Annotated in this window: 27 protein-coding genes and 1 pseudogene; 15 read left to right on the top strand and 13 right to left on the bottom strand. The window is 61.2% G+C overall.

All coding sequences use genetic code 11. The annotated features are described in order from the left end of the window. Nucleotides 1-18: 18 nt before the first annotated feature. Complete coding sequence (locus NKI95_RS28790; RefSeq protein ID WP_352721031.1) at nt 19-450, bottom strand: cupin domain-containing protein; 432 nt, start codon at nt 448-450, stop codon at nt 19-21. Nucleotides 451-520: 70 nt separating this feature from the next. Next, the gene (locus NKI95_RS28785) at nt 521-1,351 is read right to left on the bottom strand and encodes an AraC family transcriptional regulator (protein WP_352721029.1); all 831 of its coding nucleotides are present in this window, start codon (nt 1,349-1,351) and stop codon (nt 521-523) included. 90 nt (nt 1,352-1,441) lie between these two features. Between NKI95_RS28785 and NKI95_RS28780 the strand changes: the two genes are divergently transcribed. After that, nucleotides 1,442-2,641, top strand: a complete 1,200-nt coding sequence (locus tag NKI95_RS28780; RefSeq protein ID WP_352721027.1) for an amidohydrolase — start codon at nt 1,442-1,444, stop codon at nt 2,639-2,641. Here NKI95_RS28780 and NKI95_RS28775 read toward each other — a convergent pair. The 3 genes from NKI95_RS28775 to NKI95_RS28765 are packed head-to-tail and all read right to left on the bottom strand — an operon-like array spanning nt 2,619 to nt 6,309. Continuing rightward, nucleotides 2,619-4,841, bottom strand: a complete 2,223-nt coding sequence (locus tag NKI95_RS28775; protein ID WP_352721025.1) for a xanthine dehydrogenase family protein molybdopterin-binding subunit — start codon at nt 4,839-4,841, stop codon at nt 2,619-2,621. The two genes, NKI95_RS28780 and NKI95_RS28775, sit on opposite strands and share 23 nt — an antisense overlap. Then, the gene (locus tag NKI95_RS28770) at nt 4,838-5,827 is read right to left on the bottom strand and encodes an FAD binding domain-containing protein (RefSeq protein WP_352721023.1); all 990 of its coding nucleotides are present in this window, start codon (nt 5,825-5,827) and stop codon (nt 4,838-4,840) included. The genes NKI95_RS28775 and NKI95_RS28770 overlap by 4 nt, the downstream gene beginning before the upstream one ends. Continuing rightward, complete coding sequence (locus tag NKI95_RS28765) at nt 5,824-6,309, bottom strand: (2Fe-2S)-binding protein (RefSeq protein WP_352721088.1); 486 nt, start codon at nt 6,307-6,309, stop codon at nt 5,824-5,826. Before NKI95_RS28765 ends, NKI95_RS28770 begins: the two co-directional genes overlap by 4 nt. Before the next feature lie 462 nt (nt 6,310-6,771). Between NKI95_RS28765 and NKI95_RS28760 the strand changes: the two genes are divergently transcribed. Next, nucleotides 6,772-7,197, top strand: a complete 426-nt coding sequence (locus tag NKI95_RS28760; RefSeq protein ID WP_023720037.1) for a hypothetical protein — start codon at nt 6,772-6,774, stop codon at nt 7,195-7,197. Between the two features lie 267 nt (nt 7,198-7,464). On the opposite strand, the gene NKI95_RS28755 is transcribed toward NKI95_RS28760, so the two are convergent. Together NKI95_RS28755 and NKI95_RS28750 are read right to left on the bottom strand one after the other, a co-directional pair. Next, nucleotides 7,465-7,659, bottom strand: coding sequence for a hypothetical protein (locus NKI95_RS28755; RefSeq protein ID WP_352721021.1), 195 nt, complete (start codon nt 7,657-7,659; stop codon nt 7,465-7,467). 570 nt (nt 7,660-8,229) lie between these two features. Then, the gene (locus NKI95_RS28750) at nt 8,230-9,120 is read right to left on the bottom strand and encodes a LysR family transcriptional regulator (protein ID WP_352721019.1); all 891 of its coding nucleotides are present in this window, start codon (nt 9,118-9,120) and stop codon (nt 8,230-8,232) included. Between the two features lie 104 nt (nt 9,121-9,224). Here NKI95_RS28750 and NKI95_RS28745 point away from each other — a divergent pair, with 104 nt between their 5' ends. The 6 genes and pseudogenes from NKI95_RS28745 to NKI95_RS28720 all read left to right on the top strand — a co-directional run bounded on the left by NKI95_RS28745 (nt 9,225) and on the right by NKI95_RS28720 (nt 12,174). Then, nucleotides 9,225-10,088, top strand: coding sequence for an SDR family oxidoreductase (locus tag NKI95_RS28745; protein ID WP_352721017.1), 864 nt, complete (start codon nt 9,225-9,227; stop codon nt 10,086-10,088). 35 nt (nt 10,089-10,123) lie between these two features. After that, nucleotides 10,124-10,402, top strand: a pseudogene (locus NKI95_RS28740) (AtaL-like protein); the annotation flags it as partial. A 315-nt stretch (nt 10,403-10,717) separates the two neighbouring features. Continuing rightward, nucleotides 10,718-11,167: a hypothetical protein gene (locus NKI95_RS28735; RefSeq protein WP_352721015.1), complete on the top strand. Its 450-nt coding sequence runs from the start codon at nt 10,718-10,720 to the stop codon at nt 11,165-11,167. Nucleotides 11,168-11,339: 172 nt separating this feature from the next. Further along, nucleotides 11,340-11,516, top strand: a complete 177-nt coding sequence (locus NKI95_RS28730) for a hypothetical protein (RefSeq protein ID WP_352721013.1) — start codon at nt 11,340-11,342, stop codon at nt 11,514-11,516. Nucleotides 11,517-11,520: 4 nt separating this feature from the next. After that, nucleotides 11,521-11,763 carry a DUF982 domain-containing protein gene (locus NKI95_RS28725; protein ID WP_352468750.1) on the top strand — a complete coding sequence of 81 codons (243 nt, stop codon included), beginning with the start codon at nt 11,521-11,523 and terminating at the stop codon, nt 11,761-11,763. Nucleotides 11,764-11,928: 165 nt separating this feature from the next. Next, nucleotides 11,929-12,174: a DUF982 domain-containing protein gene (locus NKI95_RS28720; protein WP_352721011.1), complete on the top strand. Its 246-nt coding sequence runs from the start codon at nt 11,929-11,931 to the stop codon at nt 12,172-12,174. 107 nt (nt 12,175-12,281) lie between these two features. On the opposite strand, the gene NKI95_RS28715 is transcribed toward NKI95_RS28720, so the two are convergent. Next, nucleotides 12,282-12,479, bottom strand: a complete 198-nt coding sequence (locus NKI95_RS28715; RefSeq protein WP_352721010.1) for a hypothetical protein — start codon at nt 12,477-12,479, stop codon at nt 12,282-12,284. A 182-nt stretch (nt 12,480-12,661) separates the two neighbouring features. On the opposite strand from NKI95_RS28715, the gene NKI95_RS28710 reads away from it, so the two are divergent. Then, on the top strand, nt 12,662-13,207 hold the full coding sequence (locus tag NKI95_RS28710; protein ID WP_352468752.1) for a hypothetical protein: 546 nt from the start codon (nt 12,662-12,664) through the stop codon (nt 13,205-13,207). 111 nt (nt 13,208-13,318) lie between these two features. Here the strand turns inward: NKI95_RS28710 and NKI95_RS28705 are convergent, their stop codons facing one another. The 3 genes from NKI95_RS28705 to NKI95_RS28695 form a co-directional block, all read right to left on the bottom strand. Beyond that, nucleotides 13,319-13,792 (bottom strand): site-specific integrase, encoded by a 474-nt coding sequence (locus tag NKI95_RS28705; protein ID WP_352721009.1) that lies wholly within the window; start codon nt 13,790-13,792, stop codon nt 13,319-13,321. Nucleotides 13,793-13,847: 55 nt separating this feature from the next. Continuing rightward, nucleotides 13,848-14,942 carry an alkene reductase gene (locus NKI95_RS28700; RefSeq protein ID WP_352721008.1) on the bottom strand — a complete coding sequence of 365 codons (1,095 nt, stop codon included), beginning with the start codon at nt 14,940-14,942 and terminating at the stop codon, nt 13,848-13,850. A gap of 61 nt (nt 14,943-15,003) precedes the next feature. Further along, nucleotides 15,004-15,792 carry an SDR family NAD(P)-dependent oxidoreductase gene (locus NKI95_RS28695; protein WP_352721006.1) on the bottom strand — a complete coding sequence of 263 codons (789 nt, stop codon included), beginning with the start codon at nt 15,790-15,792 and terminating at the stop codon, nt 15,004-15,006. A gap of 110 nt (nt 15,793-15,902) precedes the next feature. On the opposite strand from NKI95_RS28695, the gene NKI95_RS28690 reads away from it, so the two are divergent. The 4 genes from NKI95_RS28690 to NKI95_RS28675 all read left to right on the top strand — a co-directional run bounded on the left by NKI95_RS28690 (nt 15,903) and on the right by NKI95_RS28675 (nt 19,395). Continuing rightward, nucleotides 15,903-16,466, top strand: coding sequence for a TetR/AcrR family transcriptional regulator (locus tag NKI95_RS28690; RefSeq protein ID WP_292662551.1), 564 nt, complete (start codon nt 15,903-15,905; stop codon nt 16,464-16,466). A 378-nt stretch (nt 16,467-16,844) separates the two neighbouring features. Further along, the gene (locus tag NKI95_RS28685) at nt 16,845-18,572 is read left to right on the top strand and encodes a selenium-binding family protein (protein WP_352721005.1); all 1,728 of its coding nucleotides are present in this window, start codon (nt 16,845-16,847) and stop codon (nt 18,570-18,572) included. Continuing rightward, nucleotides 18,569-18,940, top strand: a complete 372-nt coding sequence (locus tag NKI95_RS28680) for a 2Fe-2S iron-sulfur cluster-binding protein (RefSeq protein ID WP_352469284.1) — start codon at nt 18,569-18,571, stop codon at nt 18,938-18,940. The genes NKI95_RS28685 and NKI95_RS28680 overlap by 4 nt, the downstream gene beginning before the upstream one ends. Nucleotides 18,941-18,945: 5 nt before the next feature. Continuing rightward, nucleotides 18,946-19,395: a CoA-binding protein gene (locus tag NKI95_RS28675; protein WP_352666082.1), complete on the top strand. Its 450-nt coding sequence runs from the start codon at nt 18,946-18,948 to the stop codon at nt 19,393-19,395. A gap of 50 nt (nt 19,396-19,445) precedes the next feature. Here the strand turns inward: NKI95_RS28675 and NKI95_RS28670 are convergent, their stop codons facing one another. Together NKI95_RS28670 and NKI95_RS28665 are read right to left on the bottom strand one after the other, a co-directional pair. Continuing rightward, the gene (locus NKI95_RS28670) at nt 19,446-20,678 is read right to left on the bottom strand and encodes an NAD(P)-binding domain-containing protein (RefSeq protein ID WP_352721004.1); all 1,233 of its coding nucleotides are present in this window, start codon (nt 20,676-20,678) and stop codon (nt 19,446-19,448) included. 59 nt (nt 20,679-20,737) lie between these two features. Beyond that, on the bottom strand, nt 20,738-21,295 hold the full coding sequence (locus NKI95_RS28665) for an OsmC family protein (protein WP_095205037.1): 558 nt from the start codon (nt 21,293-21,295) through the stop codon (nt 20,738-20,740). A 723-nt stretch (nt 21,296-22,018) separates the two neighbouring features. Between NKI95_RS28665 and NKI95_RS28660 the strand changes: the two genes are divergently transcribed. Both NKI95_RS28660 and NKI95_RS28655 read left to right on the top strand, forming a co-directional pair. Then, nucleotides 22,019-22,258, top strand: a complete 240-nt coding sequence (locus tag NKI95_RS28660) for a hypothetical protein (protein ID WP_352721003.1) — start codon at nt 22,019-22,021, stop codon at nt 22,256-22,258. 596 nt (nt 22,259-22,854) lie between these two features. Beyond that, entirely contained in the window at nt 22,855-25,872 is a 3,018-nt protein-coding gene (locus NKI95_RS28655; protein WP_352721001.1) for a class I SAM-dependent DNA methyltransferase, read from the top strand. Nucleotides 25,873-26,137 lie beyond the last annotated feature (265 nt).

Raw genomic sequence — 26,137 nt, 5'->3', positions numbered from 1 at the left:
AGTGCCCGACGACCGCAGCTACTGGCGCAATACCGTGTTCTTGGTGCCTTCTTCAACCTGATCGATGACCAGCAGTTTGACGGGATCGGCGCCGACATTGGTCGCTTGATGCCATTGCCCGATCATTTCGATGATGAAATCACCTGTTTGATAGGTGTTGCTCTTGCCGGTCTCGACATTGGTGACCTGAAGCGTGCCGGCCTCGACATAGGCGTAGCGCGCAAACGGATGCTTGTGGACTGGCAAGGTCGCGCCCGGCGCGATCTGATAGGCCGAGACCAGGACCTGCACGTTCTTCTGCGGCAGCGTGATCGGCTGGCCAGACGCGGTCTCGGTGCGAGAGGCAAGCGGGGTCACGACAACCGGCGTCCCGCTGGCATCCAGCGCCTGGGCGTTGTTTGCAAACAGTGCAGCCGCGAGCAGCAGCGTCGGTGCCAAGATTTTTCGCATGATTCCCCCCGAGCTGCGTCAGCATTGCGCAGCAAGCTTTGACGCGCAAGCTTGTCTGTTGAGGAGCGCCTTATCCCGCTCTTCTGAACATGCCCGGCGTCATGCCATGCATGGCCCGGAACGTACGGGAAAGATGGCTCTGGTCGGCGAAACCTGCCGCGATGGCGGCGTCGGCGAGGCCAAATCCCTGTTCGATCAACGCGCTCGCCCGACGCAATCTCCGGTCGCGGATATAGGCCGCCGGCGTCAGCCCGATCGCCTTGTTGAAATCGCGGATCACCTGGAACCGGGTCACGCCAGCCGCGCCTGCAAACCGCTTGAGGTCGAGCTGCGAGCCAAGTTCGCTTTCGACAAGATCGCGGTAGAGCGAAAACCTCCGCTGCGATCCGGAGCTTTCGATCTCTTCGGCCTGTCCGCTCGAGTCGCCATGCCGAACGATCAGCCGTCTCAGCGCCACGAGCAGGGACGACTCGGCCGTCAGTGTGTCCGGCAACGTCGAGCCCTGGTGTGCTGCCGCCAACGCTGCAGCAAGACCACTGTCTTGGATAGTCGCGCGCGAAAAGACCGGAGCGCCATCGCGGCCGAGTTCGCGGGCAAGCGCGGTCATCAGCGGCACCGAAGGATAAAACGTCCGGTAGGCCCAGCCTTCGTCCGCGCCGCGTTCGCCGTCATGCCACTCCTCTGGATTAACGACGGCAATGGCGCCTGCCGGAGCAAGAACGCTTTGACGGCCGATGCGAATCCGCTCGCAGCCGAAGGTGATCAGGGCGATCACATAGGTCGGGTGCGTGTGCAGTTCGTAGCGGTGCTGGGTGAAGCGCGCCTCGAACAGGCCAAGGTCGGGGAAGCACGGATGCCGCCAATATTTCCCGGTCTCTGCCGCTTGGTTTGTCCTTGTCATGGTCAATCCGGTTCAAGACGCCTCTCGTCCGGCCTTGTATGCCTGGCAGGATCAAATCGCGCCGCCTTTGTCGGCGTGAAAGGAGGCATCATGCTGCATAATGACCCCATCGCCGCGCTGACACCAGACGTCATAGGCTGGCGACACCATATCCATGCCAATCCGGAGCTCGGATTCAATGAATACGAAACGGCGCGTTTCGTTGCAGAGAAGCTACGCTCCTTCGGCCTCGAGGAAGTGCATGAAGGGATCGGCGGCACCGGCGTCGTCGGTGTCCTGCGCAGCGGTGGCGGCGCGCGCGCCATCGGCCTTCGCGCCGAGCTCGACGCGCTTCCGGTGCTGGAGAAAACCGGCTTGCCCTATGCTTCGAGGCAAGAGGGCGTGATGCACGCCTGCGGCCATGACGGCCACACCGCCATGCTGCTCGGCGCCGCCAGACTGCTCAGTCAATCCCGCACCTTCGACGGCACCGTCACTTTCATCTTTCAGCCGGCCGAGGAGAACGAGGGCGGCAGTATGCGCATGATCGAGGACGGCCTGTTCAAGCGCTTTCCGGTCGAGGCGGTCTATGCGGTCCACAACTGGCCGGGCGTCAGGCTGGGGACGATCGCCGCCCGCGCTGGTGCGCAAATGGCGGCCGTCGATAATTTCGAACTGACCTTCGAGGGTCTTGGCGCGCATGCCGCGATGCCGCAGCTCGGCGACGATCCGATCCTGGCCGCGGGCGCCTTCGTGCAGGCCGTCCAGCGCATCGTCAGCCGCTCGGTCGACCCGCAAAGCGCGCTTGTCGTCAGCATCACGCAGATCCATGGCGGCAATGTCGGCAACATCGTGCCGGGCAAGGTCTGGCTGCAAGGCACCTGCCGCTTCTTCGAGCACGGCCTTTCCGACCATTGCGAGAGGCTGATCGGCGAGATCGCACAAGGTATTGCCGCCGCGCATTCGCTCAAGGCAAGCCTCGACTACAGGAAGGGCTACCCGCCGCTGATCAATACGGCGGACGCGACGGCCTACGCCGTCGAGGCGGCGGCATCCGTCGTTGGCCGGGAGAATGTCATGACCGAGGTCAGTCCCAGTCTCGGCTGCGAGGACTTCGCTTTCATGATCCGTGAGGCGAGCGGCTGTTATGTGTGGATCGGTGCCGACGAGGTCGGCCCGGGCGAAGGCCTGCACGGCGACCGCTACGTCTTCAACGACGAGATCGTGCCGACGGTGATGCGCTATTACGTCAACCTCGTCGAGCAGACGCTTCCGCGGGCCGGTCCTTCTACAGCAGTTTTTCCGGCGTGATCGGCAACTCCCGGATCCGCTTGCCTGTAGCGTCGAAGACGGCATTGGCCACCGCAGCGGCAACGCCGGTGGCGCCGAGCTCGCCGATGCCTTTGCCGCCAATCGGGCTGGCATGCTCGTCCACCTCGTCGACGAAGTGGATTATGATATCGCCGGGAATGTCGGCGTTGACCGGAATGGCGACCCCGGAAAGGTTCTTCGACAGGAACCGTCCAAGCACTGGTTCGTGCCTGCTCTGCTCCATCGCCGCCATGCCCCAGCCCCAGATGATGCCGCCCGTCATCTGGCTGCGTGCGGTGCGGGGATTGACAATGCGGCCGGCGCTGTAGCTGCCGACGGCGCGACGAAGCCTGAGCAGGCCGAGCCCCGGATCGACACCGACCTCCATGAAGATCGCGCCGAAAGTGCGCATGGCGAGACCTTTGCCATGCTGCGCCGGATCGAACGAGCCGGAGCCGATGATCTCGCCGATGTCGGTATGGCTCATAACATCGGCGATCGTCTGACCGCCGGCAGCGCCTTTGCAGCGAATCTTGCCGTCTTGCATCTCGACCTCGTCCGGCAGCAGATTGGCAAGACGGGCAAGCTGCGAACGTGCATCTTCGGCGGCTGCGAGCACCGCCGCGCCCACCCCCATGGTCGACGACGAGCCATAGGTCGGACCCGCCTCCGGCAGCTGTGTATCGCCCATTTCCAACTCGATCTTCTCCATCGGCAGGCCCAGCACGTCGGCTGCGATCTGCGGAAAGATGGTGAGTGTTCCGGTTCCTATGTCCTGGGTGCTGGTGCGGATGAGCACCGTGCCGTCCCTGTGCAGCCTGACCTCGGCTGCAGGCGTCGGGTGGCGGAAACAGCCCATGCTACAGGTCGCCATGCCGCAGCCGATCAGCCAATCGCCGTCGCTTTGTGGCTTGCGCGGGCGCTCGCGCCAGCCGAACAGGCGGGCGCCTTCCTCATAGGCCTCGCGCAGCTTCTTCGATGACCAGGGCTGGCCGGTGGCCGGATCCGTGTCCGCATGATTGATTAGACGCAGGTCGAGCGGATCGACGCCCAGGCGGTGGGCGAGCTCGTCCATCGCGCTTTCGAGGGCCCAGGTACCCGGACCCTCGACCGGCGCGCGCAGCGCCGTCGGCATGGCGACGTTTGCGCGCTCGACGCGCTGGCTGAGACGCATGGCCGGCGTGGCGTAGAGACCCTTCGAGGCCTCGGTGGCGAACTCGACGAAATCGTCGGTCACGGTTGTCAGGTTGACCACGTCCTGTTGCACGGCGGTCAGCTTGCCCGACCTGTCCGCCGCCAGCACGATCTTCTGTGCCATGCGCGGCTGGTAGCCGAGGCAGGAATAGGCATTGGCGCGGCTGAGTGCCAGCCTGACCGGGCGCTGCACGATGCGCGCCGCGGCGGCGGCCAGCACCTGATGCGGCCAGATCCAACCCTTGCCGCCGAAGCCGCCGCCGGTATGGCGGGAAATCACGCGGACCTTCTCGGCCGGGACGTTCAAACGGGCGGCAAGCACCTGGCGGACACCATAGACATGCTGCGTGGCGTCGTGCAGCGTCAGCTCTCCGTCGTTCCACTCAGCGAGTGTCGCCGAGGGCTCCATGGCGTTGTGATGGCGCGACGGCTGCAGGTAGACGGCTTCGACCGTGGCGGCCGCGTCGCTAAGCCCGCGGTCGACCTCGCCCTTCGTAAACGTCGGCTCCAGGAACAGGAAGCCACTCTCCCTCGGCACGACCGCAGCCTTGTCGATGGCGGTCCACTCCGGCGGTGCCGGCAATTCCGGCTCGGCGAACTCGTAGCGCAATGCGACGCGGCGGGCGCCGGCCTCCGCCGCCTCCAGCGTCTCGCCCAGCACAATGGCAAGCGGCTGACCCTCGTGACGTATCTCGTTGCCCTGCATGGGCATGAAGCTCTGCGCCGCCGGCGGGCCTTCGGCCTGCTGCATCTGCGTATCGGGCTCGGCCCTCGGCGATGCGAACCGGCCGAATCTGGGCATGTCCTCATGCGTGAGCACACGCACGACGCCTTCTTCGGCGAGCGCGTCGTCTACCACGATCGACGTCACGCGGCCGGCGGGAACGGGCGCGGTCACCAGCACTGCATGGAGCAGATCGGAAGCAAAATAGTCGGCCGCATAGCGGGCGCGGCCGGTAACCTTGACGCGGCCGTCAGGGCGGGCAACAGGCTGGCTGATCATCATGACGGCGTCCTCGCTGCTCTTTCGATCGCCCGTAAAGCGGCGGTCTTGGCCAGTTCGATCTTGTAGGCGTTCTGCGACAAGGGACGCGCTTCGGCGAAGGATTGCTCGATAGCGGTGGTCAACGCCCCGCGATCGCCGATTTCGGCACCGGCGAGCTGCTCCTCGGCGGCGCTCAGCCGCCACGGCCGCAGCGCGACGGATCCCAGCGCCAGGGCCGCCCGACGGATGGTTTGGCCGTCCATCTCCAGCACAGCGGCGGCAGAGACGATGGCATATTCGTAGGATTCGCGCTCGCGCACCTTGAGGTAGGCCGATCGCGGCGCCGGCGCCGGCAGCTCGATTGCCGTGATCAGTTCGCCTTGCTGCAACACATTGTCTGCCTCGGGCCGCGTGTCGGGAAGCAGGTGGAATTCGGCTGCCGGAATGCGCCGGCCGCCGCTGCGGTGCGCGGTGACGACCACCGCATCGAGTGCCGCCAGCGCCACCGCCGGGTCGGATGGCTGGGTGGCGACGCAATCCTTGGTCCAACCGAATATCGCGTGATTGTCGTTGATGCCATGCAATGCCGAGCAGCCGGAGCCGAGCTGACGTTTGTTGCACGGCAGTTGCTCTTCGGCACGGAAATAGGCACAGCGCGTCTTCTGTAGCAGATTGCCGCCTATCGTTGCGAGGTTTCTCAGCTGCGGCGACGCCGCGTTGAGGATCGCCTGGCTCAACACCGGATAATCGCGCATGACCAGCGCATGCTGCGCGACGTCGTTGAGATGCGTCAGCGCGCCGATCGTCAGGCCGCCGCCGGGCAGTGCCTCGATCTGATTCAGCCCGTCGAGGCGGGAGATATCGATGATCCGCGCCGGCCCGGCAATTCCAAGGCGCAGCCAGTTGAGCAATTCGGTGCCGCCGGCGAGAAAGGCGCTGTCGGGCTCAGCACCTGCCGCGATCGTTTCACCCAGGCTGTCGGCGCGCGCATAGACGAATGGGGTCATTGGCTCACCCTCCCGGCCGCCGCGCGCACCGCCTCGACGATTTGCGGATAGGCGGTGCAGCGACACAGATTGCCGCTCATCCACTCGCGGATCTCGGCATCGGAGCCGGTATGTCCCTCCTCAATCAGCGCCGCCGCCGACATCACCTGGCCGGGCGTGCAGAATCCGCACTGGAAACCATCATGATCGATGAACGCCTGCTGCACGGGATGAAGCGCATCGCCGTTTGCCAGGCCTTCGATCGTCGTGACCTCGCGTCCCTCGGCGGACACGGCAAGTATCATGCAGGCATTCACACGCCGCCCGTCGAGATGCACCGTGCAGGCGCCGCACTCGCCGAAATTGCATCCCTTTTTCGTTCCGGTCAGATGAAGCCGCTCGCGCAGCAGGTCGAGCAGCGTGACGCGGGGATCGAGATCGGAAAGGCTGTGATCCTCTCCGTTCACCCGCAACCTCAATAGGTGCCGATCGTGGAAGTTCATGTGGGGTACCTCGAAGCACATGCCGTACTCGCCGCAAGGACTCGTCCAGCAAGCAGCCGCCCACCTGTCGAGACGAAATAGGGCGGGCGATTCCGGGGGAAAGACGCTGCCATGCGCCGAAAGCAAAAAACGCGCGTTTGAGATTTGCGGCGGAAGGGCTTGCACGACCTACGACCGCTCGATCCCCCAAGCCCTTCGATCGCCTGTCGAACGCATGACGGCCGGGGTCGCCAGACCCTCCGCCGGCCGGGCGAGGTGAGGACTTGCCATGACCACGAGGCACATTGGAATGATTGCGCCTTGGCTCGCGTTCATCGTTTCCGCTGGCGTCGCGCTTGCGCTGGCGTGGTGGCCATACTGAGCATCGGCTGCTCAATTGTGTTTTGACTATTTGGCTGCACGGGCGCGTAAAATATCAGGTTCGCCCAGTTGTGGGCGGACTAACTCAGGGAGGATAATGTTATGAAGATGAATCGACGTAATGCTCTCGCCCTTGGTGCCACCTCGTTGTCAACCCCGCTATTGGTTGCATTGCCGACTCCGGCAGCGGCCAAGACCTACGGTCCGACTGATGGCAAAGAGATTTTTCCCGGCGTTCGGCTCGTCGAACTGGGAACGCGAGACTCCCATATCAAGGGGTACAAGAAAATCGCGATGGAAGACGTCGTGTATCAGCCAAAGGGATCTAGCCCGCTGGGGGATGTCATGGCCGACGATATGGTCTGCACGGTCACTGAAGGCGAGCTGCAGGTCACGGCCGGGGATATGCAGTTCACAGCCAAGGAAGGCGATGTATGGAGCTGCGGCAAGGGTAGCACGAAGGAGGCTGCTACGAACAACGGGACAGTGGTCGCCGTGATGCGGGTGATTAACCTCAAGGCTGAATAAAGCCAAGTTGGCGATCGTGGGCGCAATCCGCGCCCGGGTGGAATCTTGCGGGTTAGCGATCTAGCCGGCCAGCGCCAATCCAGTGCCAACGCCGATGGCAGGGCCCCATTAGAAGCTTCCCGGCCAGATCGATGGCCAAGACGCGGACGGCTCCCCAAACGTCTGCACGGGGCCCCTGATCGCGCTGGCAAGATCGTCAAACGTCGTTTCCATTCCTGGAGTCTAGATCGACACCGGGAATCTCTGAATTCCCCTGTTTGTTGTCCGCTAATCCACCATGTAACGCAGCGGCTTCTTGCGCTTCCGCGGCCTGTACTTCTCGGCCAGCCTGACCTTATCAATATCGACCGTCACCAGCGGTCCCATGTCGAGGGTCACCTTGCCGCCTTCCTCGTCTATGCGCGTGATCTCGCCGGCAAGCTCTATCTGCTGGCCTCGCTTGACCTTGGACTTGCTGTCCACGCTCGAATGCGGGAAGTTGTAGGAAGGATTGAGACGCTGATACGGTCGTCGGCGACCCGCCTACGTACCGTGGCCGTGATCGCAACCACGTCACCGATGCCAATGCCCCGCGCCATACACTTGAGTCTGGAGCGGACGGTGCCCTAGTCAAGATGTTGCTAATATATACGCGGCCTGCAAGCTTCGCCCTTGGCGATGCGACCCAGCGGCTTGGTTGCGGGGGGACTGGCAGCTAGAGGCCGCTGGGCCTTGACGGCCAGCGAGCTTAAGAGGAGGCCCTGTGCTGGCTGACCAAAACCTTGCGCTTATGGCAACGGAAAAGCATCATTCGAACGAACACTTTTGGTCCACGAAGAGGGAAGGGAATGCGGTCGGTGGCGCTCTCAATACCCATACACAGCCGGCCGTCAGCAGTGGTGACGATGGCACAGTTCGCGGAGTCGGTTGCCGTTAAAAAATGTCGCGTTCGCGGAAGATATTTCGAATAACGCACCCACCAAGAAAGTACGGCAACTGCTTTCCTTGTGCCTCGCATAAGGCATCAACTGAGTTTAACCAGCTTCCTGGGCGTCATTTGCCGATATAGGCGGCCAGCTCGTCAGGCGTCCCCATTGGAAAGGCCTGCTTCAGATGGTCGATGAATGCGGAGACGCGGGCGCTCAGCAGCCGCCGAGAGGGATAGAGTGTCCACAGGGCGATGTCGGGTCGATCGAGATCCCCCCAATGTACCAGCGTTCCGTCCGCCAGATCATGGCTCACCAGCGACATCGGCAGGCGTGCCGCGCCGACGCCCGCTCGCACCGCATCCCGGACCATGATGAGTGACGACAGCACAAGGACCGGCTCGATCGCGATTGTTGACCGGCCAGCGGGCGTCTTCACCGCCCAAGCCCTTCGATCGGCTGTCGAACGCATGACGGCCGGGGTCGCCAGACCCTCCGCCGGCCGGGAGAGGTGAGGACTTGCCACGACCACCAGTCGGTCACGCAGAAAGGCTCGCCCGACGAGGCTCTCATCCGGATCCGGATTGACCCGGATCACCAGATCAAATCCCTCTTCGATCATGTCGACGGCGCGGTCTTCCGTCGTGACCTCGAGCCTTACCTCCGGGTATTTCAGGGCGAAGCCGGCAGCGATCTTCCCCATCGCGGTCTGTGAGAACAGCACTGGGGCGCTGATCCGCAACCTGCCTCGCGGCCTTTCGCCGCCTGAGGCGATCGCCGCCGCGGTCTCTTCGAGCTCGGACAGCAGCCGGCCCGCGCGCTCGAAAAGCGCACGTCCTTCCTCCGTCAGCTTCAGCGCGCGCGCGCCGCGCTCGAACAGCCGTAAGTCGAGACTCGCCTCCAGCTCCGCCACGCGTCGGGACAAGGTGGCCTTCGGGCGCCCGGCAGCGCGCGCGGCCTTACCGAAGCCCCCGTGGCGGGCGACCAGATTGAAATCAGCAAGGGCAAGTAGATCCATGTGTTCCACCTGTGGGACGGCGTGTCCAGATATAACGCCTACCGACACAAATGTGGATCACTAATTTTCTGGGATGCCATACGGCTCAACTCAGGAGTAACCCCATGACCATTCTCGTTACCGGCGCGACCGGCAATGTCGGCCGCAACGTAGTCGAACAGCTCGTGAAGCGTGGCGCCAATGTGCGCGCTTTGGTTCGCGATCCCTCCAAGGCCAATTTCCCCGCTGGCGTAGATGTCGTGCAGGGCGACCTGCTCGACGTCGATTCCCTGCGCAGAGCTTTCTCCGGCATCTCCACCCTTTTCCTGCTGAACGCGGTGGTGGCCGACGAATTCACCCAGGCGCTGGTAGCGCTGGCCGCTGCCCGCGAGGCCGGCATCGAGCGGATCGTCTACCTGTCGGTGATCCACAGCGACCTCTACGTCAACGTGCCGCATTTTGCCGGCAAGTTCGGCGTCGAGCGGATGATCGAACAGATGGGGCTCAACGCCACCATCCTGCGGCCCGCCTACTTCATGGACAACGACATCACGATCAAGGACGTGGTGACCGGCTACGGCATCTATCCGATGCCGATCGGAGCCAAGGGCGTCGCCATGATCGACGCGCGGGACATCGGCGAGATCGCCGCGATCGAACTCATCCGCCGCGAGCAGGCCGCAGCGCCGCTCCCGTTCGACCGCATCAACCTGGTCGGCCCTGACACGCTGACCGGCGCGGATGTCGCGGCCATCTGGACGGACGTCCTCGGACGCCAGATCGCGTATCCGGGCGACGACACCGCCGGGTTCGAGCAGAACCTGCGGCAGTTCATGCCGAGTTGGATGGCGCTCGACATGCGCCTGATGGCCGAGCGTTTCCTCACGGACGGCATGGTCCCCGATGCCGGCGATGTCGATCGGCTGACCGCGCTGCTGGGCCGGCCGTTGCGCTCCTATCGCGACTATGCGGCCGCAATTGCCGGCTGAGCCCCACCACCGACCTTCTGTCCAGGAGACACATCATGATTTACTCGACAGCTACCGTTCCTGTGAATCCCGGAGGCGAGACCAAGCTGACCCGTGCGCAGATATGGCAGGGCCTGGAACTGAAGGCGCGCGATGCCCGCCTGTTCCTGCCCGCAGGCCTCTGCACCCGTTGCGACGTCGTGGAGGAGGGCGCGACCCACTTCGTGCGCGAAGCTACGATCGCCGGTGCTGATCTGCGCGAGATCGTAACGCTGGAGCCCGAAAGCAAGGTCACCTTCTTCCAGGCGACCGGTCCACGCGAAGGCGCGGAAATCGCCTTCATAGCTAGTGGCCGGGTTATTCACATCAGAAAGTTGCGCCAACGGCAAATTGCAACCAGCTGGTGAGCGAGCTGCTTCATAGGCACAGACGACAACGCAAAGCCAGTTCCGTCAAACAATCAGCCCGATACCCTCTCCAGCACCCTCGAAACCTGCTTCGCTGTCCATCGGCCGCCGCGTGACGCTGAATAGCGGCGAACCCAAAGGCTCCCCAACGCAACGTACCCCGACTACGCGCGTTCTAGTGAATGGGAGGGCGGCATAGCCGATCTGACGGGGGTGGCCTGATGACAAATCGGAGCAACAGGGATGGCAAAGTTTAAAGAAGCCCTTGAGCGCGGGAAGGAAGCTCGCCGTCAGCAGGAGGAGCCCGTCGGCGGCGCGGCGATGGGGAAGCGAGATGCCCCCATGGCGGACTTCAGCGAGCAAGCAAAGGCTTGGCTAAAGGACGTCGTGATTGCATCGCTGGAGGCGGCCAAGGCTGACGTGGCAGGCGAGGTGGCTGTCGACATAGACACCGCGCCACGCCGGCAGGTCAAAGCTTTAACCCCGTCGATTCGTTTCCAGATCTACAGTAAGCGAGAATTGGAGAAGGCGCCTAGAAGAACCTTTACGGTCAACGTTAAGGTGAGCGGGGCGGTGTCCGTATCTTCGCCGGGGATGGTGACGAAAGATGTGGGAAACATAGGGGATAGGTCCGACCTACGGGTCCGCACCTTAATAGCCGAACTGATCGAGGACGCTGCCAAGGGTACATAGCAAGGCTGTGCCCACCGGCGCCGTAAGGGAAACGGAGGGGGTACGGGGGTTCCTCGCGCGACCCAGTTATCCGATCACCCCCTCGGGTTTTTGTACCAAACATTCCCCGCCCTCTAAGGAACAAATCCGCTCGCGAGGGGGGTTCGGCCCTATTAAGCATGTAGGCCTGAACGTGGTCGAAATCGATAAAGCCAGACAGGAAGTTGTTGCCGAAGTTGTGCGGCGGTGGATCACTTCAGAGGTAATCCGCAATTACCTTCGCGCCATGCTAAATCTGCCTGTAGAACAGGAGCTGCCGGCTGAGCAAAGGCATTTGCTGCAGGAACTTGATCGGGCCGACAAAGAGTGACTGCATGGCGCTCCATTGGTTCTCCCCGCCGGTCCCTGTAAGGACCGAGGGTAGCGGTTCGACGCGCAAGGTCAGCAACGCTGAAGCAGCCGCTGAGGAACTCCTGAAGTGGACCAACCATGGCCTTCAGTGGGACCTCGCGGTGCGCGTTTGCATCGCCGTGATTTCCGACCAGATGGAACCCGAGGAGGCCCGCAAGGCATTCCTGGCTGCCGCTAAGGAGCAGGGGACGTTAGTCCCTCCATAAGGTGGAGGCCCGCCGCTCGTGAGAAAGGCGACGGACCCAGCAGGCGGCTGCATCCACGAAGAATCGACCGCCGCGATTTCTAAACTACAAAGCGCCTGCGTTGTTCCATTATTGCGGACTACAACTGGGTTGGTCGGCAGGCTCGTCCCGCTCTAGATTCCCCTCATGGCAACCCATTGGTTCGTCCCTCCTGTGTTCGTAAGGACTGCGTCCGGTGATAGGCATGGCTGCAACAATGCGAGGGCAGCCCTTGAGCAGCTAAAGACGTGGACCCGGAGAGGACCTTGCTGGCACAAGGCGGTGACCCTCTGCCTGTCGGCTGTGGAGGGCGATCCGATTGACCCTCATCTGATACGAAAGGCATTTGAGGCTGCCGCTAAGGAGGCCAAGATGTATCTCTCCCCTGAGTAGTAGGTGTCATGGCTACCCATTGGTTCTCCCCTCCGGTCAACGTCAAGACCGTAAGCATCCGGTAGGGACCGCGGCGTGCCGGATTTGAGGGGACAACTAGCTGTCGACTAGTCTCGAATGATTTCGCGAAGGGCCTCGATGCCGAAGTCGCTAAAGGCAGGGGTTGCGATTCCATCGATATCGTAGACCCACAACTTACCATCCTCAGGCTCGAGCTGGTCCGACAGGTCCCACAGCGGGTCTTCATCCTGGCCCAGGATTTGGGCGAGGCGCCGGATCATGAAGACGTGGGCGATCACTGCCATGGTTCAGGCGGCTGCAGCTTGCTGATCGGTCTTTCTCCATTCCCAATTGAAGCGCGTAGACGACACGAACTATCATCACCCGGTGTTGCAACCGGTACGAGTTTGCGACAGACTCAGTCCCAACAAGCCGGTCATCTGATGGACATCGCTCGAGCTCTATGGCACCAAGCAAGGGGAATGCGATGCGTGCATATTGGTTGATGCGCATTGCCGCGCTTGCTCTCAATGCCGCGCCGGCGGCAGGGGAACCTTCGGTCGAGCGAGGACTCTACATCTCCATCATCGGCGGCTGCCACGATTGCCACACCGAAGGATATAGCGAAAGTGGCGGCAAGATCGATCCGGCCAAGGCTCTCAAGGGAAATGCACTCGGCTTTCAGGGTCCGTGGGGAACCAGCTATGCGGCAAACCTACGACTGACGGCCGTCGACCTCACAGCCGACGGCTTCGTTTCATATCTTCGAGGCCTTGGGACTTATCCACCGATGCCAGGGTATAATGTACGGGCGATGAGCGATGAGGACAAGAAGTCGCTCTATCTCTATATCCGCACGCTCGGTGACGCAGGCGAGCGAGCGCCGGCTTTCGTGCCGCCTGGCGACAAGGTCCATACACCTTATATCGTCCTCGCCCCGCCCTTGTCGCCGCCCGCCTGCACACGCGATTTCGATTGCGGTGTAGGAGAAGTCTGCGATCCCGGCGGCTCCGGGCAGTGCATGAAGAGATAACGCTCAGACCAGCTGGCCGCCATCGCGCACTGGCGTTCGCTGGCGACCAGCTCTACTTCGCCATCCAGGTCCGGGGAGCAGAGCGTCAACTTCCGAAATGAACCTACCGATCTAGCATTGCAGGAAACTGACCACTGCTGCCACCGGCCGGCCTTTCTCAAGACCCAACGACCTGGGGTCACCTAAGTGCGGAATCGCGTGGTCAAGGTGTACGTCCGTCACCCGCAGGCCCGACACCTCAGCGAGGCGGCAGCCGGTGCCATTCAGAATTGTCCAAATGTGTTGAAGGTCCGCCTTGGCATGGTACGAGATGCGGGCGGTTATGGCGGTGACCTCGTCCAAGGTGAAAGGACGGCGCTTGTCCTTGTCGGGCTCGGCCTTGTCCTTCGACGCGGCCTCCAAATTCATGAAGGGATTGGTGACGCCAGATAGGTCAAAGTCTCTTATGGCGTGGTTGATGACCGCGCGAACTACGTTCAAGTAGCGATCTACCGAAGACGCTTTGCGACCGTCAAGCATGTGATCCATGTGATCGCGGACTTCCATGGCATCCGCGCGCTTAATGCTTGCCAGCTTGCGATCCACTATCGCAGACAGCGCAGAAGGGTCGGGGCCGCACCAAAATGCGGCGCCGAAGGGATCAGTGGCTGCTTGCGGCTGCGATGGCGGGATAATCCGTATAGCCCGCGGCGCCCCCGCCATAGATCGTAGCCGGGTCGACGGCCGCCAGCGGTGCGCGGGTCTCAAGCCTCTCCACAAGGTCGGGATTGGCGATGAAGGGGCGGCCGAAGGCGAACAGGTCGGCCTTGTCCTCGGCCAGCCGCGACGTCGCGAGGTCGAGATCATAGCCGTTGTTGGCGATATAGGTGTTGTTGAAGCGCCGGCGGAGCGATCCGAAGTCGAACGGTACGACATCGCGCGGCCCGGCCGTGGCGCCCTCGACGACATGAATGTAGACGATGCCCAAGGCATCGATTTGATCGACGATATAGTCGAACTGTGCCTGAGCATCACTGCTCGAAACGCCATTGGCGGGCGATACGGGCGAGATCCGGATTCCGGTGCGCGCGGCGCCGATCTCCTCGACCACCGCAGCCGCAACCTCCAGCATCAGACGGGCGCGGTTCTCGACCGAGCCGCCATAAGCATCGGTGCGGACATTGGCGCTGTCTTTGGCGAACTGGTCCAGCAGATAGCCGTTGGCACCGTGAATCTCGACGCCATCGAAACCGGCCTCAATGGCGTTAGCTGCCCCTTGCCGGAAGTCGTTCACGATCCCAGAAACCTCTTCGAACTCCAGCGCGCGGGGCTCCGAGACGTCGACGAAGCCATTGTTGACGAACGTCTTGGTCTGGGCCCGGATCGCCGACGGCGCAACCGGCGCCGCCCCGTTCTCCTGTAGGTCGACGTGCGAGACGCGGCCGACATGCCAGAGCTGCAGGAAAATCCGTCCGCCCTTGGCGTGCACGGCGGTCGTGACCTTGCGCCAGCCGTCGATCTGAGCCTGGGAGTAGATGCCTGGCGTGTCCTGGTAACCTTGTCCCTGCCGCGAGATCTGCGTGGCCTCGGAAATCAGCAAGCCGGCCGACGCGCGCTGGCCGTAATACTCCGCGGCGAGATCGCCTGGAACGAAGCCCGGTCCAGCGCGATTGCGCGTCAGGGGCGCCATCACAATACGATTGGAGAGGGTTAGCGAGCCGAGAGTATAGGGCTCAAACAGCGTTGTGCTCGTCATAGGTCACCTTTGTTTGTCCCCGCTGCGGCGGGGTCGTTTATCGAAATGGCTTCGTTGGTGCTCAGGCGACCGTGCGGTACCGCTCGGCGGGATGTTCGTTCCGATAGTTTGGAAGCATGGCCTGGCGCGCGGCCTGAAGCGCGTCCCACTGCCCGGCATCGGGAAGCGGCGGGATGGTCACCGGTTCGCGGCGGTCGAATCCGACCAGCGCCGCATCAACCAGATCGTCCACCTCCATCACGTTGGAAAGCGTGTTGACGTCGGCGCCGACGTGTTCCCAGATCTCCGTTCGCGTCGTGGCGGGAAGCACGGCCTGGACGTATACACCCTTCGGCGCGAGCTCGAGGCTGAGTCCCTGCGACAGAAACAGCACGAAGGCTTTGGTTGCGCCGTAGACCGTCATGCCGAACTCCGGCGCCAGGCCGACCACGGAGCCGATGTTGACGATCGCGCCTTCGCCCGCCGCCGCAAGGCGCGGGGCGATGGCACTGGCAAGCCGCAGAAGGGCGGTCGTGTTGAGCGCTACGAGCCGTGTAACGTCATCCGTGCTCTGCTCGATGAAGCTTCCGCCGATGGCCGTTCCGGCATTGTTGACGAGGATCCCGATGCGGGCGTCGTCGCGCAGCCTCGTCTCCACCGTTGCAAGATCGGTGGGCTGCGTGAGATCAGCCTGGACGATGTCGATCGCCACGCCGGTCTCCTGACGCAGGCGCGCCGACAGCGCCTCCATTCGTGCCGTGTCGCGGGCAACCAGCACGAGGTCGTGGCCGCGGCGCGCAAAGCGATCGGCATAGGAAGCTCCGATGCCGGTGGAGGCGCCGGTGATGAGGACTGACGGAATGGCGGTCATGGGATTGCTCTTTTCTCTGCAGGAACTTATAATCATGACGGTCATCATGATTGCAGATAAATATGATGACCATCATGTAAATGTCAACGGAGCCGGCGGAGAATTTTTAAATGAAGGTCAGCCGAGAGCAGATGGCGGAGAACCGTCGCCGGATTTTGGAGGTTGCCAGCCGGCTGTTTCGCGACAAGGGGTTCGATGCGGTCAGCGTGGCGGAGGTGATGAAGGCCGCCGGGCTGACCCATGGCGGTTTCTATGGTCACTTCAACTCGAAAGACGACCTGATTGCGCAGACCCTTGCCCATGTCCTCGCCGCGGACACAGGCGGAGGGCGCGGTCTTCGCGCTTATGTGGATGACTATCTTTCACCCCGGCATCGCGACAACTGCGCCGGTGGTTGCCCGACGGCGGGCCTTGCCGCGGCCATCCGCCATCAAACCCCGGCAGCGCGCTCGGCCATGACCGAAGGTCTTCGATCGCAGATCGACCGTATTGGCAAGGCGTTGCCGGAGCTGGATGCGGCAGACAGGCGCCGCGCGGCGATCGGAAGCTTTGCGGCGATGGTGGGGGCAGTGATCCTCGCCCGGGCGATTGACGACCCAGCGTTTTCCGATGAGGTGCTGGAACAGACACGTTCCTGGGTTGATGCCGGGATCAACCAAGTGTCAGCTAGTTAGCCCCGGCCGACCTGTTGTGCTGATTTATGAGACGGGACTTGTTCCCGACGATGTCGCTCGTTCCCCGGCCAGCATTGCAGTCTGGGCGCGCCGCGGCTGGTTCTAGCGCGCCTTAGCGTACAATGAGCGCTAGCTCCCCGGGACCGACGAAGCAGCGAAATACGAGTTCGCCATAGCGCTCCGCCGAGACGCGCCACAGCCGCATCAAATGCGAAAACGTGATCGTGACCGCGCAAAAGCACTAGGCCTTGCAGGTGGGCGGCCGCCGTCGCTTCGGGATCGCGCCGTTGCTCTGGCGCAAGAGCGCGGCGAGGTGCGAACCCGCGATCTCATCAACATCGGCATCCCACGGTGCTATCTCTCCCAGATGTGCGAGGAATGGCTGCTCGTGAAGGTCGGCTACGGGCGGTATCGAGCGGCTGCATTGAAGGTGGCCTGACCTTCAGGCGGGGCGAATGCGCCATAGGATCGCGCCGCTTCGATGACCTCGCCAATCCGGCCTTCGGGGAGGGCGTCGATTGGGCGCGGTTTTCGGCCGCTCTCGTGCCGTCCATCGCCCCACCAATGTTCCGCCGGGATAAGCAGCTCGCGTTGGACAGTCCCGTGGACGCTCTGTCGCCCAGTTGTACGTCACAGTGCGCGCGCTTGACCAGCCACCCCGGCCATAGCGCTAATGCCAAGCATGCACTAACATTCCAGCTTGACCCCCGTTGGGGCTGGCCAGTGATCTGTTCAAATTGGGAAGTACCCATGACCAATCATTGCTGTGGACCGGGCTATGCTTCTCCAGCAGAGGCGATGAGGGCACCTCGCGAAAAGCTGCTCTATACGATTGCCATCTACACTGGCACGGGCATTCAGAAGCCGGACTATTTGTGTACCATTGATGTCGACCCGGAGAGTTCGACCTACAGCCAAGTGATTTCACGTTTGCAAATGCCGGGTATTGGCGATGAGCTTCATCACATGGGCTGGAATGCCTGTTCGTCCTGCCATGGCGATGCGAGCATGGAGCGCAAGTATCTGATTGTGCCGGGTGTGCGCTCGACCAATCTGCATATTGTCGATTGCGCAACCGATCCCCGCAATCCGACACTGTTCAAGGTCATAGACGGCGCTGAAATCAAAACCAGGACCAACTTGTCGGCGCCGCACACAGTGCATTGCCTCGGCTCGGATATCATCATTTCCATGCTTGGCGACGCTCAAGGCAACGCCCCAGGCGGCTATTTGCAACTCAACAAGGAGTTCGAGATTGTCGGCCGTTGGGAAAACTCCATGGGCAGCATCAAGTTTGGTTATGATTTCTGGTACCAGCCGCGACATAACGTGATGGTCAGTTCGGAATGGGCCGCGCCCAATACCTTCATGCCTGGTTTTGACCTGGAGGAGGTTGGCCACCTGAAGTATGGCCGAGAGATACATTTCTGGGATTTTGAGAAGAAGGAACCAAAGCAGACATTCTATCTCGGTGAAGATGGCTTGCTCCCACTGGAAGTGCGATTCCATCATAATCCCGACAGCAGTCACGGCTTTGTCGGCGCGGCCCTTTCTGCAAACATCATCCATTGGTGGAAGGATGCGGCGGGTGACTGGCAATGGGAAAAAATTGTCGATGTTGGCAATGAGCCGCATCCCGAATGGCCGATCCCGATACCGGGCGTGATCTCGGTCATTCTGCTCAGTATGGACGATAGACACCTCTATCTGTGCAACTGGTTGCATGGCGACATCCGCCAATATGACATCTCGGACCCGCACAACGCCAAGCTCACCGGACAGGTGTGGATGGGCGGACTTCTCGGCCGTGCGCCCGAGATCAATGGCGTGAAAGTGACTGGTGGGCCTCAGATGATACAGCTCAGCCTCGACGGCAAGCGCCTTTATGTGACGACCTCGCTCTTCTCGACCTGGGACAATCAGTTCTATCCGGAAATCCGCACCAATGGCGGATGCATGCTGATGGTCAATTGCGATACGGAAAACGGCGGCATGGAAATTGATCCGCGATTTGTCGTCGATTTTGGCAAGGAACCAAATGGACCAAGCCGCTGCCACGAAACCCGTTATCCCGGCGGTGATTGCACGAGTGACATCTGGGTATGACCAGCTTCACCATCACCCTCGCCAACCAAGGCGGTGCAGCCTTTGAGGTCGATCACCGCAAGCCCCTCTTGCAAAGCCTGCGCGAGCAGGGCGTGGACCTGCCCTACGGGTGCAAGTATGGCGGCTGCATAACCTGCGCGGCCAAGATAATCAGCGGCAAAGTCAGTCAAAAGGCCCAGCGGGCGCTGAACAATCGCCAGATCAACAATGGCTATATAATCCTCTGCGTTGCCCGCCCTATGAGCGACTGCACGCTGGAGGTCGGCGTTGAAAGCCACGACAAGCTCTATCGCAACCCCTTCCTAGATCCCTTGGCCGCACATGAATTGAAAGCCGATATTGCGACCCCGTTGGACACAAAGAAATGACCCATATGAATCATGATGAGCCCTATTCGGAGGCTTATCTGCAAGACATTCTGAAGTCGGTCAAAACCATTGCGATGGTGGGGGCCAGCCCCGACAAGACCAAGTTTTCCTATGGTGTTCTCAGGGTTCTGCACGAAACCGGCTATGACATGATCCCGGTCAATCCCACTCCAGGTCTGGATGAAATTCGAGGGCTCAAGGTGTACGCGTCACTGGCGGCCATCGACCGGCCTGTGGATATGGTTGAGGTTTTTCGCCGCTCCGAAGACCTGTTGGAAGTTGCACAGGAAGCCATCGCAATTGGTGCCAAGGTTCTGTGGAGTCAGATTGGGGTGCGCGATGACACCGCCGCCCTGTTGGCGGAGGAAGCGGGCTTGAAAGTGGTGATGAACCGCTGTCCCAAGATTGAGTTGTTCCGCCCCTTCTGGAAGCCGAAGTTGCACTTGGGAATATGATTGCAGGGTCACGGAATTCGGCGTTGTCGCGGTAGCTGACCTCCTTGGCCTTAGACGTTGATTGATTTGTGCCTGAGGTAAGATGCCAGATGGTCGCTGAGATCACGCGCGTCGTCGCCGGCGCCGTCGATCAGCGCAGACTTGCGGCGGCGCAGAAATTGCATCCCCATCAGGTACATGCCCGGATGTTCCGCAACGCCGCCGTCGTGACGGACGTGGCCTTTGCGGTCGAGGACCGGCAACTCCAGCCAGGAGTAGTCTGGCCGGTAGCCGGTGGCCCAGATGATCGTCCTGATCGCACCTCCGGTAAGGTCGAGGCCGAGCGGCGGGTTGTCCTCAACACGGGTCGGCGGCAGGCGATCCGGCGGCCCGACCGTAGCGTCAAGGCCGTTGGCGCGCGCCCATTCGTCGATGAGGTCGAGCAGCCGGGCCATCTTGAGATCGGAAAGCGCGCACATGTTGCGCAACGACCCCGCAAACTGGGCCTTGCCGTCTTCGGTGATGCCAGCGAGACGGCCAACGAGTCTGACGCCGAGGTCGACCAGCGCATTGAGGTCGAGGGTGGTGCGGTCGGGGGTGCCGGCAAGCTGCAGCGAAGGAACCCGTCGTGCCCGTCTGATGTCGTCTACCTCGTCGTAGCGCTCGTCGAGCACGCCGGCCGCGTCCATCCACCACTCCAGGTCCTTGCCGCGATAGACGCGCGGCGCCCGGATGTGCTCGCCCACCGACAGGGTCACTTGACGCCCCGAACGCTGCAGCTCCTGTGCGATCTGGGTGCCGCTCGACGAGGCACCCACCACCATCACGCCGCCGTCGGCGACCTGAGCCGGATTGCGGTAGGACTGTGCCGTCAGCATGGCGACCGACGGCGGCACGCGGACGGCCAAATCGGGCAGGCGTGCGATGTTGCACGCGCCCGACGCCAGCACGACAGTTCGGCAGCGCCACTCGCCGCGGTCCGTGCGCACGAGATATCCCGCCCCGTCGCTGCGAACCGAGGTAACGGTCGTATGTGTTCTGACTGGAGCCGCGATCGCCTTGGCATAATTCCCGAGGAAGTCGATCACTTCAGGCATCGTCCGGTAGCCGTCGGGGTCGTCGCCATCGTAGCGGAAGCCCGGCAGCCGGCTCTGCCAGTTCGGGGTGAGCAGCCGCAACGAATCCCATCGCTCGGTGCGCCAGGTATGGGCGATCTCGCCGCGCTCCAGCAGCACATGGTCGATAGAGCGCTCCGCGAGGCAGCGGCTCATCGCGAGCCCCGCGTGCCCTGCACCGACGATCACTGTGGTGACGGAACTAATCGCGCCCTCTCATCAGGAGAGTCTACGGCTCGAAGCGCCTTTCAATTCACCACGACCGTGACGTTCGTCGGATTGGTTACAATGTCATAGACAGCCGACCGCTTCTGTGACTGCGCGACGAGAGCCTCGATGTCCTCGGGCTTGGCGTCGGCGTCGATATTGTACTTCACCGTGATGCCGCTGAAGCCGTTGCGGACGTCGCTGTCGATGCCGAGTATGCCCGCTATATCCATGTCGCCTTCGATGGTCGCCTTCACCGACTTCAACTGGATGTTCCGGTTCTGGGCAACCGCGGCGATGCCGGCGGTCAGGCAACTCGCCAGCCCGACCAGCACGTATTCGACAGGCGTGGCGCCCTGATCCAGGGAAGCGAAGACCTCCGGATGGTCGGCATCGAATGCGAAGGTGGTCTTGCGATGCTGGTCCTGGCCGAGACCGTAGAAGCTTTCGACCGTCGAGTGGCTGTGGGTGCCATCCTTCCATTCGCAGGCCGCGCGCCACTTGAACTGCGCGGCCTCCGGGGCGTTGGTAAGCGCTTCTTTTGCGGCGAGCAGCGCCTCTACGTTAACGCCGTTGTTTGCCTGTACTTCGGAAGCCATAATTATCCTCCCTACCTTGCACTGGCTTAAAACCCGACCGATCCCACTGACCTCCTGATCAGATTTCACCAGGGGATGGCATGCTATGGGTAGCGAAGCGTTTCTTCAAGTTGTTTCCGTCGGGGATATGGTCGCCCCTTCGTGCACCGAGTTGCCCCTTGCAGGCTAAGGGTTGCCTGCGTGTCTGTCGGCGTTGGTTCCGCAGCCTGGTGCCAGGCCATAGGCATCGCGATGCAGTTCTTGAAGGTCGCCGGCAAGCTAGCGGACTGCATTTCCGCAGGGCGATCTTCCTGGCGTTGCGAACAGCTGGTTCGCCGCTGTTAACGGGCATTCAGAAGCTGTGAAATCAATTTCGGCTGCTGGCGCGACCACGACCTCCAGCGCGGTCAACTGCAATGTCTGCTTCCGGGCGGAGGCAAAGTTCGCCTCTATGGCCGACATGAGGCGCAAGGCGGACCTGCCCGATGTTTCATGTGCGAACGCCTGAGACGCGAGCGCCGCCATTAACCATCGATTAACTATCCGGTCGCCTTTAATTCAATTTTGCAGCATACTGATTTGGGTAGCGAGGTTGCTCAAGGAGACTGGAACCAGAGGGTAATTCTCCTGTTCGCGCACTTGTCCCTTCACTCGTGCGCGACAGTCGAAATTGTAAAAAGAAACGACGGAACACCGTCGTCTCATGGGGAGGCGCCAGCATCATGTTTGATGAGGAGCGCCTGAATGAAGATCGAAGACGCAGTTACGGCAGTGACGTCAGAACCGAGCACGCTCATGTCTTGCCTCGGCCAGCCAGTTGTCGCCTACCACGTCATGGAAATCATGAGAGAGACAGACCTGGCCCACGCCCGCGAGATGCAGCACGCGCTGATGCGACGAAGCATCGAGGCTCTTGGCGATGATGGCTGGAAGGCGTCGCCGCCGAACATTTCGCATCCCAGTTCGACGGCCGCGTCGGCCTGACTTGGAGACTCCTACACGCATCCGACGGCGTGGCGCATTGATCACGACCAGAGCGGTCTTGGTCAAGCTCTGGCAAGATCAGCTTCGAGGCGCGAAGCCGATGATCGGCGAAGCCGCCGATCGTCGGTATTTCCGCATGGCTGCCGCCGATCTTGAGATTGCGGCTTGCAAGGAATAGGCATGGGCGGGCGAGGCCGATATTCTACGCTTGGATTCGTCGGTCCTCGACGCTCTGCCACTCTGGAAGCTGGACTACGAGATCGAAGAGTAGGGAAAAATCGCACGCCGGGGTGCAAAATCGCGACTTGGCGTAGAAAAGGCGGTGGCTCCCCGGGCCGGACAAGTTAGATAAATCGAACCGGGTACCACAAGGCCAGAAAAGCCTTTATTTACAGTCGCTTGGTGCGACCTCTTCCTCAAAGCGACTGCCGCCTTGGTGTATCTCAAGGGGTAGCAGCGGTGTATCTCACAGTCAAGATCGGTTGTGCCAGTCGGTTGGCGGCGTAGCATAGCGGTGTTTGATCTCTTGATGACGCCTAAACAGCCCCTATGATGGCGCTCGCTGGTCCCTCCAGCGTATCGGAGGCCGCCACAGAATGACGCCGCAAACCTTCATCGCCAAGTGGCAGAACTCTCAGTTGAAGGAGCGTGCAGCTGCCCATGAACATTTCCTCGACCTTTGCCATATGCTTGGCGAACCCACGCCCGCCGACGCGGACCCAACAGGCCAAGACTATGGCTTTGAGGTCGGCGCTTCAAAGACAACGGGCGGCAACGGGTTTGCTGACGTATTCAAGCGCAACCACTTCGGGTGGGAATACAAGGGCACGAAGGCCAACCTCGATACTGCGTTTGCACAGCTTCAACGTTACGCGGTCGCTTTGGACAACCCGCCTCTGCTCATCGTGTCGGACATTGGCACCACCATCCGTATTCACACCAACTGGACAAACTCTGTTTCTAAGACTTATGAAATCGCCATTTCCGATCTTGGCAATCCCGAGAAACTCGGCTGGCTGAAGTCGGCGCTCTCTGATCCTGAGGCTTTACGCCCTAAGAAGACCCGCCAAGAGCTAACCGAAGAGGTCGCGGGAGAATTTGCCCGACTTGCCCGTTCGCTACGTGAGCGTGGCCACGCCCCTGAGCAGGTAGCGCATTTCATCAATCGGCTGGTCTTCTGCATGTTCGCTGAGGACGTGAAGCTCCTGCCCGATATGATCTTCACCCGCATGTTGGATCGGGCGCTGGAAGACCCGACCGAGTTCGAGAGCTTCGCCCGTGCCCTATTCCTGGCGATGAGATCGCCCGGAGGCCGCATCGGCTTTGAGAAGGTTGCATGGTTCAACGGAGGGTTGTTCGACAACGATCTTGTATTCCCGCTAACCAAAGAGGAGATCAAGCTGGTCCATCGGGCCGCCTCGCAGTACTGGGGCGACGTTGACCCTTCCATTCTCGGAACACTCTTTGAGCGCGGCCTGGACCCTGACAAGCGCAGCCAGCTTGGTGCGCACTATACCGACCGTGACAAGATCATGATGATCGTAAACCCGGTGGTCGCGGAGCCGCTAATGGCCGAATGGGAAGAAGCAAAGGCGCAAATAGCCGCGCACTACGCCCGTGCGTTTTCTGCTCGAAATCGGGTTCCAGAGCGGCAACGAGATGCTCGGAAGGTGTATCAGTCGTCGAGACGCGAAGAGGAGGTTGAACGTCGTAAAGCTGTCGCGCTGTTCGAGAAATTCCTGGTACGCTTGCGCGCTTATCGCGTTCTTGACCCAGCATGTGGCTCCGGCAACTTCCTTTATCTGTCCTTGAAATGTCTAAAGGACATTGAGCATCGGGCGGCTATCGAAATGGAGGCTCTGTCAGCGTCCTTTGACTTCACTCATATCGTCCCACCGCCGATAACTGGACCCGAGAATGTCCTTGGCATCGAACTCAATCCCTACGCTGCCGAACTGGCCAGAGTTTCGGTCTGGATTGGTGAAATCCAGTGGATGCTAAAAAATGGCTTCGCCGCGAGCCAAAACCCGGTCTTAAAGCCGCTGGAAACAATCGAATGTCGCGATGCTCTGATGACGTGGGTGGCGGATAGCGGTGAGGACGGAGGGAGCTGGGTAGAAGCAGTTTGGCCTAAGGCGGACGTCATTATCGGAAATCCGCCATTTCTTGGATCGAAGTTCTTTCGGAAAGGGCGCCCCCAGAAGAAAGGCGAACCAAGAAGCGGACTTGGCGATCGATATACAGACACCCTCTATCGCCTTTTTAGGGGGAAGTTGGGCGGTTCTGCGGATTTGGTTGCATACTGGTTCTACAAGGCAGGTCAGGCCGTAATGCGAGGAAATGCGCAAGCATTTGGCTTGATTGCGACGAAGTCTATCGCCAAGGGTGCGAGCAACAAAGTCTTTCGCGAAGCCCTGTCAGCAAGCGAACTTCAACTCTCTTATGCGGCCACAAATGAGCCATGGGTTGTGGATGGAGCGCAAGTTCGGGTGTCTATCGTATGTGCCACCCGTTCCCCCACGAAGCTGGTACTTAATGGCTCGGAGGTAGCTCTTATTAATCCCGACCTGACGGAAGGAACCGCCCTCGCAAGTGCAGAGCGACTTGGTGACATGGCCAATCTTGCGTTCCAAGGTGTCAAGCTGAATGGACCCTTTGTATTGGACGGCACCTCAGCTCGAAAATTGCTGTTAGAACCTCAAAATGCGAACGGCCGACCAAACTCAGATGTGGTGCGCCCGTTTCTTCAGAATGACGATGTTACCGCGAGACCCGAGGACGAATGGGTCATCGACTTCACTGAGCATCCTGAAGAAACTGACGCAGGTCTGTATCAGGCTCCCTTTGAATGGGTCAGGCTCCGGGTCAAGGAACACCGCGAAGGGCAGGATGTAAGTGCCGCGACGGAGACGGAACGACTTGCCCGATATTGGCTAATGCAGCGCCCGAGGACTGACCTTCGGGCCAAGATAGTGGGCCTACGCAGGTGCATTATCGTTCCGGAGACTTCCGAACACCTACTCTTCATATTTGGAGATGTGCGAGCGGTATTCAGCGGCAGCCTATTCGTCATAGCACGGGAAGACGACACCACTTTCGGCCTCCTGTCGTCCCGAGCGCATCAGCTTTGGTCGCGCGCTCAGGGCAATCGGATGGGAAAGGGGAACCAGAGCAGGTACAACGCCACACGCACCTTTCAAACGTTTCCCTTCCCGAGAGGTCTGACCCCCAATATTCCCGCCGGCGAATATGCCGAAGACCCCCGTGCTATCGCCATAGCCGCAGCAGCGAAACGGCTCAACGAGCTTCGGGAGAACTGGCTCAAACCATCCGACCTTATTAGGCGTGAACCCGAGGTGATCCCCGGATACCCCGACCGCATTCTTCCTGTGAGCGGGGAGGCGGCCACAAAGCTCACACAACGCACCTTGACCAATCTCTACAATGAACGACCGGCATGGCTTCAGCACGCTCACAAGGCGCTGGATGACGCCGTGGCGGCGGCCTATGGGTGGCCAGCCAACTTGTCAGATGACGAGGTCCTGGCCCGCCTGTTCGCGCTCAATCAAGAGCGGGCTTCCGCCCAGGTCGACCAAACCCTGACCAAACATTGAAGGGGTCACGCGGGGAGGGGCCGCAAAGAGAGAGCAACTGGCAGGCTGGAGTGCTGGATTAGAAGTTCACAAGCCAGTTCAACATCGCGACCGATATGACGCAGGACACGACCTCTCGACCTCGGATAGGCGTGCAACTCTGTCGCGCCGATGCCGCTTCCCCATTGTTTGTGCGTTCCTGACGTAAGCGCTATTTTCGCTGCACGTTGACGCGAGCGCTTTCGACGGATGGCCTTCGAATCGGGAACGGTATCTGGTCTGATCA

The sequence above is a fragment of the Mesorhizobium sp. M0306 genome (assembly GCF_040321655.1).
Taxonomy (GTDB): Bacteria; Pseudomonadota; Alphaproteobacteria; order Rhizobiales; family Rhizobiaceae; genus Mesorhizobium.
The sequence above is the reverse complement of the archived record's forward strand: the minus strand, read 5'-3'. Positions and strand labels throughout refer to the sequence as shown.